The following is a 12082-nucleotide window of genomic DNA, read 5'->3' as shown; positions in this document are numbered from 1 at the left end:
GCAGCCCATCCCGGTCGATCACCTCGCCCGACTCTCCCGGCAATTATCCTCAATTGCGACATGGCGTAAAGACCCGTTGCGCAAAGAGGTCGACTGCCTGATATCGATGTCAGTCGTGTTTGCGACATCTACCGGCATTTGCCGTTCAGCCGGCCGGCCGCCATGGCGATTTTTTAACATCGCCTTAAGCATACCGTCCTATCCTACTGTTGATTCAGACCGACCGAAGAACGCGAACCATGGCCAAACTCCGTTATTTCGACGCGAAAGAAGCAGGTAAACTGCAAGAGCCGCAGCTGATTGCCGCGCATTCCGAATTTTTGCGCACCGGCCGCATCCCCCGCGAGCGGCGGCACTGGCTGGCCGAGGAAAAACGCTATTTCAGCCATGATGAGGTCGCCGCAAAGACCGGCCGCAAGCTGCAGGTCGCCGGCGAAAAGACGCATCAGCACATCAACGGCTTTCACCACTCGATCCAGTTTCCGAAGATGATCTTCCACCGGACGCTGGAGGACAGCCCGCATCTTGGCTATTGCCACGTCACCGCCGCGCGGACGAAATTCGCCCATTACGAAGAGGTAAGCTGGGCCTTCTACATCTCGAATTTCTATTCCGACATCGGCGAGAACGATAATTTCTTCGAGCGCATCGATGTCGGTTATTCCCGCATGTATTTTGCCGTCGCCATCAAACCTGGCGAGAACTCCGCGGAAAAGATGACCATCGACCGGTCGGTGCGCGGCAACGGCCTGCTCTTCCGCACTCATGATCCGCAAGCGGCGATCCGCAACATTCTGTTGCTCGGCGCCCGCAACGAACAGCTGCGCGAAATCATCCGCCAGCTCTAAAGCGATTGATCGCGGGCGGCGGAAAGCCTAATGACTGCCGGGATTACAGCACTGCGCGTCTTTTCAGACGCGCAGTAGCAAATACCGGGCAGGACATGGCACGCATAATCGACATCACGGCAGACAGGCAGGCAGCGCTCGAGGCGGCCTCGGCTGCTCTTGCCGACGGCTTTGCCATCGCCATCCCGACGGAGACCGTCTACGGCCTTGCGGCCGACGCCACCAATCCCGCAGCCATCACCCGCATCTACGAGACAAAGGGACGGCCGCGCTTCAACCCGCTGATCTGCCACATGGCCGATCTCGCGATGGCCGAAGAGCACGCCGAGTTCGACCCCGTCTCGCGGGCGCTCGCCAGAGCCTTCTGGCCCGGTCCGCTGACCCTCGTGCTGCCGCTGAAGCCTCAGAGCTCCATCCATTCGCTGGCGACCGCCGGGCTCGACACCGTCGGCATCCGCGTGCCGAAGGGCTTCGCGGGCGCGTTGATCGGCGCCTTCGGACGGCCGCTCGCAGCCCCCAGCGCCAATACCTCGGGCGGGATCAGCGCGACGAGTGCTGCCCATGTCGAAGCCGATCTCGGGGCGCGGATCCCGTTGATCCTCGATGCGGGCCCAAGTGCTGTCGGCGTCGAATCGACGATCGTCAAGGCAGAGGGCGGCCGGCTGCGGCTGCTTCGTCCGGGCGGATTGGCGGCGCGTGAAATCGAGCGCGTCGCCGGCCAGCCGCTGCTGCGGCCGAAAACGGCATCGGCGGCGATCGAGGCGCCAGGCATGCTCGCCTCACATTACGCGCCGGGCGCTTCCGTGCGCCTCAATGCGACGGCAGTGGAACCCGGCGAGGCACTGATTGCCTTCGGCAGCGCTGCGGTTTCCGGGGCGAACGGTGCCCGGATCGTCCTTGATCTCAGCCCGCGCGGCGACCTGGCAGAGGCGGCCGCCAATCTTTTCGATTACATGAAGCGGGCCGATGCCAGCGGGGCCCAGAGCATTGCCTTTTCCCCGATTCCCGAGGAGGGGCTCGGCGAAGCGATCAACGACCGCCTGCAGCGGGCGGCTGCGCCCCGCGACTGAAAAGACGCGCGGCGCTGTAGATGACGATGGAGAATCGAGGCCGATGAGCAATTCCAGAATTTCCACCGAACTCCTCGATCGCTTCGCGGCCATCGTCGGCGAAAAATACGCGCTGCGCAGCGAGGCCGATCTTGCGCCGCATCTGGTCGAAAACCGCGGGCTCTATCATGGCTCCTCCCCTCTCCTCTTGAAACCCGGCTCGGTCGAGGAAGTCTCTGATATCATGAAGCTTGCGACGGAGACCGGAACGGCGATCGTGCCGCAGACCGGCAATACCGGGCTCGTCGGCGGCCAGACGCCGCGTCAGGGCAAGTCCGATGTCATCCTGTCGCTCGAGCGCATGAACAAGATCCGCGATGTCGATCCCGTGGCGAACGTGCTGGTGGCCGATGGCGGCGCCATCCTGGCCGAGGTGCAGAAGGCGGCCGAGGCGCATGGGCGGCTGTTTCCGCTGTCGCTCGGCTCGGAGGGCTCCTGCCGCATCGGCGGCAACCTTTCCACCAATGCCGGCGGCACGGCGGTGCTTGCCTATGGCAATATGCGCCAGCTCTGCCTCGGCATCGAGGTGGTGCTGCCGACCGGCGAGATCTGGGATGGCCTGCGCCGCCTGAAGAAGGACAATACCGGCTACGACCTGCGCGACCTCTTGATCGGCGCCGAAGGCACGCTCGGCATCATCACCGGCGCGGTACTGAAGCTCTTTCCCCAGCCGCTCGGCCATCAGGTGGCCTTCGCCGGCCTGAATTCGGTAGTGGATGCCCTTGCCCTCTTCAACCTCGCCTCCAGCCTCTGCGGCGCCTCGCTCACCGGTTTCGAGCTGATGCCGCGTTTCGGCGTCGAGATCACCACGCGCCACATCGACGGCGTGCGCGATCCGCTAGACGCGGCCTATCCCTGGTACGTGTTGATCGACATTTCGACGTCGGATTCGGCCGAGACGGCGGAGCGGATGATGAATGGCGTGCTGGAACAGGGCTTCGAGGCCGGGCTGGTGCTTGATGCCGCGATCGCCGCATCCGTGGCCCAGCAGAAATCGATCTGGCATATGCGCGAGAGCATGTCGGATGCTCAGAAGCCAGAAGGCGGGTCGATCAAGCACGATGTTTCCGTGCCAGTGTCGAAGATCCCGCATTTCATGGCTGAGGCCGAAGCAGCGGTGATGGCGGCGATGCCGGGCGCCCGCATCTGCGCCTTCGGCCATATGGGCGACGGCAATATTCATTACAATATTTCCCAGCCGCTCGGTGCCGACAAGGCCGCTTTCATCGCTCGCTGGCGCGAGATGAACCACATCGTGCATGGGCTGGTGCTGGCGCATGGCGGCTCGATCTCGGCCGAGCACGGCATCGGCCAGCTGAAGCGCGACGAACTGGCGGCGATCCGCCCAACGATTGAAATCGAGCTGATGCGCCGCATCAAGCGCGCCTTCGACCCCGCCAATATCATGAACCCGGGAAAGGTTGTCAGCCTCGATCCGTGAGGGCGACGATCGGGGCATTTCCCGATGGTTGAGAGCGGGAGTTCAATGTCATCTTCTGCTACTCGGCCCAAGAGATCGCCGATGCCGGCCCCTCATCCGGCTGCCGCCACCTTCTCCCCGTAAACGGGGCGAAGGGACAAGCCGCGACCTTTCCGTTCCTCGCTCACCTCTCGCAGGGCACGTCCCCTCTCCCCGTCAGAACGGGGAGAGGGTTAGCGTGAGGGGCAGTCATTGACGCCAACCGGACAGCTGTAGCTCAAGCCCTGGGACGACGAAGCGTGGGGAAACCCGCTGCGTACTTTGCCGGAAATTGCCTCAGGACTACTGTGTGCCGCCCCCGGTCAGGATCATCAGCGCCGGTGACTGCTGGGTGGCGTTCTGGACGTCGTACATCGCGGTAAACCGGCGCAGCAGCTTGTCGACCTTCTTCGGATCCTGGAGATCCTCGAGCTTGACGAAGCGGTTGATGAGATCGGCCTGTTTGGTGACGTCCATGCCCGAGATCTGCGACGGCAGGCTGTAGGCTGTTGTGATGACCTGATAGAGCGCCTTGTCGCCGAGGATCGAATAGATCGAGGTGATGCTCGGGGCCTTGCGGCTGAAATAGAGCGCCAGGCGCACACCGTCGTTGCTTTCGCCTTCCTGGGTTTCCATCGTCTGCTGGACGTAGAGCCCCTGGGTGTGCTCCTCGGCCGCCTTGTTCTGGATGGTGCCGATCTTGGCGCGGGTCAGATTGCCGTCCTTGTCGAAGTTGAAGGCGGCGACGATATCCTTGAAACGTGCATCGGCGGTGGTGTTGAGATAGCTCTTCTTGTCGTCGGGATCGGATGTGAAGATCTTCTTCAGCGTCGCCTTGTCGTAATCCTTCGGATCAAGGTTGTTTGCCTTCAGCACCAGGTCGGTCAGGCGGCTGTCGTCGAGGAAATCGTCAAGCGACTTCACCTTCGCCATGCCCTTGGCGAAATAGGTGACTTCAGCCGTCGCGTCCTTCGCCGCCTTGTCCTTCAGCGGACCGTCCTTCATCAGCATAGTGATATGCGATCTATAGTCGGTGGCGTATTTGGCCAGGGTCGCGTCGGGTAGCGCCTGGAAGGGTGATGCCGCCTTGCCGTCGGGGCCGAAGTTGAAGGCGCGGGCAAGATTGGTGATGCGTTCATCCTTGAGCGAGGCGACATAGCCATTCGGATCATAGGCATCGCTCGTCAGGATCTTGCGCATCATCGAGCGCGAGACATCCTGGTCGGTCAGACCGAAGGCCTGCAGCGCCACATGGAAGAGATCCGGCAGATTGTCGTTGCTCTTGCTGAAATCGGCCGACGAATTGCTGCGCAGGAAATCATTGACACTGTTGACGTCGGAGAAATTCAGCAGGCTGCTGCTGTCGGCCATAAGCTTCTGGTAGTTGGATGCGACCTCGTCGATCGCCTCGTCGCGTTCGTCGTCGTAGCGCGCGGCATAATTGTCGTTGGTGGTCTGTGCCTGATCGGCCGTCTGGGCCGAGCTGACGACAGGAAGCGATCCGTCGGCGGCGAAGTTGAAGTCGGCATTGAGATCGGCATGGCCGGCTGCGGCAGCGGCCGTCGCATCGGTCAGGATGCTCTTCAGATCGGCGTCCGAAATATCGAACGGCAGATTGTAGGTGCTTTTCAGGAAATTGGTAATGGCGCTGTCGGCAAGCAGATCATCGACATTGCTGATCGTCGACATCCTGGCGGAATAATCATCCGTGCGCGCCGCGGCGGCAAATTTCGTGCTGCTGATCTGGGTCGCCGTCTGCGCCGCCATGCCGTCCTCAAGCGTGCCGTCCGCCTTGAAATTGAAGGCCGCGGCGACGTCGGCATAGGTGCCGGTGCCGCTTTGATCGGTCAGGATAGCGCGAAGAGCGACGTCGCTGACCGTCGACGGGATGCCGTAGGCGTTGCGCACGAAATTATTCAGCTTCTGGTCCGCCAGCAACTGATCGACGTTTGAGATGCCGGCGATGGTCGACTGGTAGTAAACTGCCGCATTGTCGGCCTTGCTGGTGGTGCTGGCACTTTGCGTCGCCGTTTGCGAGGCGTAAAGGGTCGCGATCGAACCGTCCGATTTGAAATTGAAGAGATCGTGAACGTCGCTGTAGCCCTGGGCGCTGGCAGCCGTGCGGTCGACGAGGAAAGTCCTCAATGTCGCATCGGAGACGCTGTCGGCGATCTGCATGCTGTTTCTGATATAGCTGACCGCAACCGCATCCGACATGATGTCGTCGACATTGGTGACGTTGCCGATCATGCTGTTGAAATGTGCTGCATTCGCCGCCGACCTGTCGGTCGTCGATTTCCGCTGCGCCGCAGTCTGGATCACGGAACCGTTGATCGAACCGTCTGCCTGGAAGTTGAAGTCGGCATTGAGATCGGCATGGCCCTGGGCCGCGGCATAGGCCGAATCGGTCAGGATGTTCTTCAGGTCGGCATTGCTGAAGTCCGTGCCGAGACCATAGGCATCCTTGATGTAGCGCGCCAGCACATTGTCGGCGAGCAGGTCATCGACGTTGGTGATGCCGGTCGACTGGGACGTCGTGGTATAGTAGTTGCCGGTCATCGCGGCGGCGTTCTTCAGATTGTTCGCCTGGTCGACCGTCTGGACGCGCGCGGTGCTGGAGGCCGACCCGTCAGCCTTGAAGTTGAAAGCGTTGTAGACATTGGTAAARCCCATCAGCTGGGCATAACCGGGATCGGTCAGCACCGTGCGCAGCGCGGCAGCGGTGAAGTCGGCGCCCATGCTGTAGGCCGTCGTGATATAAGACGTCAGGCGTTTGTCGGCGACCAGATCGTCGACATTGGTGATCGTGCCGATCTTCGCCGTGTAATAGGCCTTGTTGTAGTCCGCCGCCGTCTGGCCGACGTAATAGACGTCCGAACCGACCGAATTGTCGATGATGACGGACTGGGAATTCAGGGTGTAGGATTCGATGACCGAGGCCTTCTGCGCGGCGGTCTGCGCCGTGCCGGTGACGGTGCCGTCGGCATTGAAGCTGAACTGGGCGGCAAGCGCCTTGTACTTGTCGCCGCCTTGCGTGTTGACGACGCTCGTGGGGTCGCTGAGATCGCTCGTCAGCACCTGCCGCAGAAAATCCTTCGACGCATAGGTCGGATCGATCTTGAAGGTCTTCAGCACATAGGTGCGCAGCCGCGTGTTGTTGACCAGGTCGTCGACGGTCTGCACGCTATCGATATTGTTGCTGTAATAGGTGCTCTCGGCGCTGGCGGCCTTGTCGGCATCGACGAAGGACTGTTTGTAGAGGCCGATCAGGTCGTCCTCCTGCGCGTCCGTCTGCACATCCTTGGCCGGCGCGTTGAAATTGAAGGCGGCGGCGAACTCGCGATAACGCGTATCGGAAAGCTTGTTGGCGTAGCTGTCGGGGTCTGTGAGGTCGCTTTCGAGCACCTTCTTCATGAAGGCCTTGGCATAGGTCATGTCCTCGAGACCATAGGCCTTCATTGCATAGCTGTAGAGCTTGTAGTCGCCGAGGAAATCGTCGACGTTTTCGACCTTGTTGATATGGTCGGCGTAGTATTGAGCATCCTTCTTGACCGTCGCCTGCGACGCAACCTTGTTGAGGCTGGACGTCATATCCCGCGACAGGATCGTGTAAGCGAGGGAAGCCGAGATCATGAAAAGCGCCCTTTTCACCCAAATTTCTAAAAAAACGACGAACTGCTGGTGAGCACATTTTGCCATGGAAAGCTTACCTGAGGCTTACCTCTGGATGCATCATTTCAGGACACCACACCGTTCACCTTCCGGAAACCCTGCCGGATTCGGTTTTGATAACCATCAGAGGAGGCAAAGTTTTCTTAACCGCAATTTTTAAGCTGTACGGAACGGCGGCTGCCTATTGTCGGCCATAGAGGACGAAAAGTCCCAAGGAGAAGACCGGAAATCGGCTCTCAGGTAAGACAAGGGTAGAATGAAATGAACAATCCCGTTATGAAGCCCGCCTGGGCTGGCACGACGTTACGCCTCGATCCGTCCCGCTTTCCCCAGCAGGTCAGCTACGCCATCCACGATTGTTCGGATGACGTCAATATCACGATAGACGAACGCGGTGCGGTCCTGCGCAAGGTCCTCCCCTCCAGCGGCCTGCCGCTCTCGATTGCGCTGCCGAAGCGCGTCTTCAAGGGTGTCGCCGCCCGCGCCATTGACCATGGCGACGGCGATGTCACCGTCACGCTCGAACTCCATCACACCGATCCGGAGCTCTGCATTCCGCTGCTCGTCGCCCATGATCTCAGCGATATCGCCGCCGACTGGCGCAGCTGGTCCGAAGCCTTCCGTATTCCGATGCTGATGGTCGAGGCCGATGGCGTCGCCCGGCCGCTCGAAGACCATATTGGTGCCCTACGCACCAGCGATCTCAAGCCGCGCCGCCGTCATTCCTACTTCGCCAATCGCCGTCCGCGCTTCCTCGTGCGCCGCACCACCGGCCGGCTGGGCGTCGCCATGAAGATCGAAGGCAAGGAAATCATCGCCCGCAATTGAGCGAAATCGCGACACCGGACATATCATTGCCGGGCATTCTGCGCACTCATCTGTCGCGGAATGCCCGTTTCTGCGACACTGTCGAATTCGGCCGCAAAACTGTCGCTTTAATCTCGGTTGGCACCGCAGGATGAATTTTGACAGGATCACTGCGGTGGCCACCGGTGAAAAACCTCTCATTCAAGGACGGAAAGTCCCAATCCGTGCTTGACCGTTTTGAGTGCGATCAGGCTCTTGTATTTTCGCACGAGCGCCTGTTGCTCGCCCATAAGCCGCTCAATGAAGGCATTGTATTCCTCGAGATTGCGGACGGCCACGAGCAGGACATAGTCCATGTCGCCGGTGACATACCAGCATGACTGAACTTCAGGCGCACGGTCCAGCCATCGCTGGAATTGCTCCAGCGTGTGTCGGTGTTCGTTCTGGATTTCGAGCTCAACCAGAACGGACAGGGTGCGATCAACGGCTTTCGGACTGACCACCGCCACGATCTTCTCGATGATCCCATCCTGCTTCAGTTTGCTGATGCGCCGTTCGACGGCCGAGGGTGAGAGATTGACCGCGTCAGCAATGACCTTGCCGGGAATGTCGGCATTCTCCTGCAGCATCGACAGAATGGTGCGATCAATATCATCCACAGCGTATAGCCAAGATTTATGCGGAAAATCCGCTATAATTTTTCTATCGGCGCGATTTTCCCGCGTCGAAAACTCATACCATCTCTCCATGACAAAACAAGCACCTCTTTCAGCCGTCAAAATCGACGATGCTCGCCAGAAAATCGATCCGATTTTCCTCAACACCAATCTGTTGCGTTCTGACAGGCTCGCGCTGTCGCTCGTCGCCAAGGACGAAACGGAAAATCCGATCCGCAGCTTCAAGGGGCGCGGCACGGGGTATTTTCTGGCCGACGTCGCCGGCGATAGAACGCCTCTGATCACGGCATCAGCCGGGAATTTCGGTCAGGGGCTTGCTTACAATGCCGCGCGGCATGGGCGATCTCTGGTCGTGTTCGCCAGTATCAACGCTAATCCGCTGAAGATCGAAGCCATGCGCCGGTTTGGGGCGGAAGTCTTTCTCGCCGGGGAAGATTTTGACGCTGCAAAGGAGGCGGCCAAAATCTACGCCGCCGAACGGAAACTGCAGTTCGTCGAGGACGGAGCGAGTGCCGCCATTGCGGAAGGGGCAGGAACGATTGCGGCGGAGCTGACGGAAGAGGTCGAAGATATCGACGCCGTTTTCATTCCGCTTGGCAACGGTGCTCTGGCGGCCGGAATAGGATGCTGGTTCAAATCACGATCACCGCGAACAAGGGTCGTCGCCGTCGCCGCAAAGGGCGCACCTTGCATGGCCCTGTCCTACAATGCGGGTGACGTGATCTCAACGCCGGAGGCACGCACGATTGCCGATGGAATTGCCGTGCGGATTCCCGTCCCGTCGGCCATCGGCTGGCTTAAAGACACGATCGATGACGTCGTTCTCGTGGATGACGATCAGCTTTTCGATGCAATGCGGTTTGCTCATGACACATGGAAGCGTCTCGTCGAACCAGCCGGAGCGGCGGGGCTCGCGGCTATTCTTGCGCAGGCATCTGCCCTGAAAGGCTGCCGTGTAGCGACTATGTTGTGTGGTGCTAACCTCACGGATCAACAGATCAAGGCATGGCTTCCATCTGCCATGAAGCACAACACGAATGCCTGCTAGACCAATCCTCCTATCTGGGGACAATCGCCCGCGCCCRGTTCGTCCCAATCAGGGAATGGCAAACAGCAGCGAGACGAAGAGGCCGAAGAAGATGATCAGGCCGACGCGATTGTTTGATTTGAAGAGCGCCAGGCATTGGTCGGCATCGTTGATATCGAGCCGGACAATCTGCCAGGCGAACATGCCGGCCGCACCGAGCAAGGCCAGGAAAGCGATGAGATTGGCGCCGGCGAGAGCGAAAGCGATAAACATCAGCACCAGCGTCAGTCCATAAAGGCCGATCAGCCATTGCCGCGTCCTGTCGCCGAACAGGCGCGCAGTGGAGCGGACGCCGATCAGTTCATCATCCTCCTTGTCCTGATGCGCGTAGATCGTGTCATAACCGATCGTCCAGGCGACGGAGGCGGCGTAGAGCAGGATGGCGGCGAAAGAGAGACTGCCGAAAATGCCGGCCCAGCCCATCAGCGCGCCCCAGGAGAAGGCAAGTCCGAGGTAAAATTGCGGCCAGTCGGTGAAGCGTTTGGCATAGGGATAAAGTGCCACGATCGCGAGCGAGAGCACGCCGAGGAAGACGTTGAGCCAGTTGAACTGCAGCAGCACGAACAGGCCGACCAGCGCCTGCAAACCGATGAAGATCTTCGCCCGTCGGCGCGTGACGCGGCCGGAGGGGAGCGGACGCGACCGCGTGCGCGCCACTTCCATGTCGATCTCGTGGTCGACAAGATCGTTATAGGTGCAGCCGGCGCCGCGCATGGCGACAGCGCCGATGAAATAGAGGAACAGGTGAGACACCAGCACACTGCCGGAATAGATCCCCTCACCGATCGCCGCATTGGCGGCAAGCGTTGCCGACCAGAAGCACGGCCACATCAAGAGCTGCCAGCCGATCGGGCGATCCCAGCGTGCGAGCTGCGCATAGGGCCAAAGCCATGGCGGCAGGATCCGGTAGACCCAGTTATCGGAAGGTGCGTCGGAGACGCGATCGTTGAAATCGCCGGTATCGTGCATGCCGCTCATCTAGCGGCGGGCCGCCGATCCGGTCAAGAAGCGATCATTGCAATGCCACTTGCATCATTCCTCAGACTGGAATCGATCCAGGGATGAATTATGTGCAAATTCAAAGCGTTACAGCGCCGCGTACGCGGAAAGGCCCGTGGCGCCGTCAATCACTGCAGGGAAAAATTGAACTTGTAGGTCGCCGAGACCCCGATCAGGACCTGGTTCTTCGAGCCGCGCTCGCGCACGAGACTGCTGTCGGCGGCAGGACCCGCCAGCCGCTTATATTCGAGGAAGGAACTCGCCGAGAGGTTTTCCGTCGCCTTCCAGGTGAGCGCCGTGCCGGCGCCATAGGACTGGATGCCCGATGAGGGCTTGTAAGGATCAAGGCCGCTTGCCGCCGCCTGCTTGGCGTTGACGCCGTAATAGGCGTCGTAGTAGCCGCTGGTGGCGAAGGTCGCGCGCGGACCGCCTGATAGTTGCAGGTCTGGCGCAATATCGGTGAAGGCATCGACCGCGAGATCGGCGACGATGCCGTCATGCGAGCGGATGCCCTGGCGGACTTCGGCGCGGGCGCGAAGGAAATCGGTCGGGTAGACTTCGACGAAACCGCCGGCTTCCGCGCCCCATTTGACCTTCTTCAAGCCCTTCAGCTCGCTGCCGTCGCTGTCATCGCGCGACGGCACGAACCTGCCGACGATGCCGGCACGAAAGGCACCCTTGTCGATGAGGGCGAAAGAAGGATTGTCGTTGCGCGAGGCAAAACGCGGGCCGGCGCCCTGGCGGCCAACCGAGATCAACGGGCTGAACTTGAATTCATTGTGCGACGAGCCCTCGAATTTCGGGGCGGAGAAGCCGGCGACGCCGACGCTCAGATACCAGTCGCCGGACCAGAAGTGCTGGCCACTTTCCTGCGCGGCGGCCGAACCAAAGGAAGAAAGGGCAATAGCCAGAGAGATCGATACGACTGATCGATGAGACACGTCCGCACTCCAGAAAACGCAAAAACAAAGCCGCGGAGGGCGGCGCTCGCTACATTTATCCTGATCTCGTTACCCCAATGTTAACCACGGCGAAACAACGGGCGCTAATGAAAGGCGTGCCGTGCGGCCCCCTCATCCGCCCTACGGGCACCGACCGGGGTCGAGCCGCGGGTCTCGACCCGTCCTTCGGACCCCCGCTGGGGAGAAGAGGGAAAATGCCGCTTCGTCACCGACCCCATTGTTTGGCAGTGCCGTTGAGCAGGCGGGTTCGTTTGGCAGTGACGGCGCGCCTTGCTGCCTCTTCTCCCCTCGGGGAGAAGGTGGCCCGAAGGGTCGGATGAGAATCTGTGTTGGTTGTCAAGGCGGATTTGGGGTCCAGAGGCGATCGTGAGATAGGAGGCAGTTTGCCAGAACGAGCAATTTACGCATGACGGCGACCAGGATGACCTTCGCTGGTTTTCCTGCGGCTTTGAGTGTGTCTGC

At 60.4% G+C, this 12082-nt stretch carries 9 protein-coding genes and 1 pseudogene; 5 read left to right on the top strand and 5 right to left on the bottom strand.

Going from position 1 to position 12082, the window contains the following annotated elements:
- Positions 1–239: 239 nt before the first annotated feature.
- From AC1ECN_RS21550 to AC1ECN_RS21540, 3 genes are all read left to right on the top strand, one after another.
- Positions 240–848 carry a DUF6656 family protein gene (locus AC1ECN_RS21550; protein WP_018068400.1) on the top strand — a complete coding sequence of 203 codons (609 nt, stop codon included), beginning with the start codon at positions 240–242 and terminating at the stop codon, positions 846–848.
- Between the two features lie 95 nt (positions 849–943).
- Positions 944–1918: an L-threonylcarbamoyladenylate synthase gene (locus AC1ECN_RS21545; RefSeq protein WP_130672048.1), complete on the top strand. Its 975-nt coding sequence runs from the start codon at positions 944–946 to the stop codon at positions 1916–1918.
- Positions 1919–1961: 43 nt separating this feature from the next.
- Positions 1962–3398, top strand: a complete 1437-nt coding sequence (locus AC1ECN_RS21540; protein ID WP_075224738.1) for an FAD-binding oxidoreductase — start codon at positions 1962–1964, stop codon at positions 3396–3398.
- Positions 3399–3719: 321 nt separating this feature from the next.
- On the opposite strand, the gene AC1ECN_RS21535 is transcribed toward AC1ECN_RS21540, so the two are convergent.
- Entirely contained in the window at positions 3720–7049 is a 3330-nt protein-coding gene (locus AC1ECN_RS21535; protein WP_130672047.1) for a DUF1217 domain-containing protein, read from the bottom strand.
- A gap of 300 nt (positions 7050–7349) precedes the next feature.
- Between AC1ECN_RS21535 and AC1ECN_RS21530 the strand changes: the two genes are divergently transcribed.
- On the top strand, positions 7350–7916 hold the full coding sequence (locus AC1ECN_RS21530) for a DUF6101 family protein (RefSeq protein WP_018486292.1): 567 nt from the start codon (positions 7350–7352) through the stop codon (positions 7914–7916).
- A 176-nt stretch (positions 7917–8092) separates the two neighbouring features.
- Here AC1ECN_RS21530 and AC1ECN_RS21525 read toward each other — a convergent pair whose 3' ends face one another.
- The gene (locus AC1ECN_RS21525; protein ID WP_024321280.1) at positions 8093–8524 is read right to left on the bottom strand and encodes an Lrp/AsnC family transcriptional regulator; all 432 of its coding nucleotides are present in this window, start codon (positions 8522–8524) and stop codon (positions 8093–8095) included.
- A 118-nt stretch (positions 8525–8642) separates the two neighbouring features.
- Between AC1ECN_RS21525 and AC1ECN_RS21520 the strand changes: the two genes are divergently transcribed.
- Positions 8643–9620: a threonine ammonia-lyase gene (locus AC1ECN_RS21520; RefSeq protein WP_130673488.1), complete on the top strand. Its 978-nt coding sequence runs from the start codon at positions 8643–8645 to the stop codon at positions 9618–9620.
- A 48-nt stretch (positions 9621–9668) separates the two neighbouring features.
- Here AC1ECN_RS21520 and ubiA read toward each other — a convergent pair whose 3' ends face one another.
- The 3 genes and pseudogenes from ubiA to AC1ECN_RS21505 form a co-directional block, all read right to left on the bottom strand.
- Positions 9669–10628: a 4-hydroxybenzoate octaprenyltransferase gene (gene ubiA, locus AC1ECN_RS21515; RefSeq protein WP_130672046.1), complete on the bottom strand. Its 960-nt coding sequence runs from the start codon at positions 10626–10628 to the stop codon at positions 9669–9671.
- A 158-nt stretch (positions 10629–10786) separates the two neighbouring features.
- Positions 10787–11599: a MipA/OmpV family protein gene (locus AC1ECN_RS21510; RefSeq protein ID WP_075224741.1), complete on the bottom strand. Its 813-nt coding sequence runs from the start codon at positions 11597–11599 to the stop codon at positions 10787–10789.
- A 357-nt stretch (positions 11600–11956) separates the two neighbouring features.
- Positions 11957–12082 (bottom strand): annotated as a pseudogene (locus AC1ECN_RS21505) (IS110 family transposase); the annotation flags it as partial.

The organism is Rhizobium sp. 01N447_2 (assembly GCF_056399245.1).
This window is presented reverse-complemented; position numbering and strand designations above follow the sequence as displayed.

Bases quoted from the DNA above. Each gene is read 5' to 3' on its own strand.
- ubiA (WP_130672046.1), bottom strand. From the start codon at position 10,628: ATGCACGATACCGGCGATTTCAACGATCGCGTCTCCGACGCACCTTCC.
- AC1ECN_RS21540 (WP_075224738.1), top strand. From the start codon at position 1,962: ATGAGCAATTCCAGAATTTCCACCGAACTCCTCGATCGCTTCGCGGCC.
- AC1ECN_RS21520 (WP_130673488.1), top strand. From the start codon at position 8,643: ATGACAAAACAAGCACCTCTTTCAGCCGTCAAAATCGACGATGCTCGC.
- AC1ECN_RS21545 (WP_130672048.1), top strand. From the start codon at position 944: ATGGCACGCATAATCGACATCACGGCAGACAGGCAGGCAGCGCTCGAG.
- AC1ECN_RS21525 (WP_024321280.1), bottom strand. From the start codon at position 8,524: ATGCTGCAGGAGAATGCCGACATTCCCGGCAAGGTCATTGCTGACGCG.
- AC1ECN_RS21530 (WP_018486292.1), top strand. From the start codon at position 7,350: ATGAACAATCCCGTTATGAAGCCCGCCTGGGCTGGCACGACGTTACGC.
- AC1ECN_RS21550 (WP_018068400.1), top strand. From the start codon at position 240: ATGGCCAAACTCCGTTATTTCGACGCGAAAGAAGCAGGTAAACTGCAA.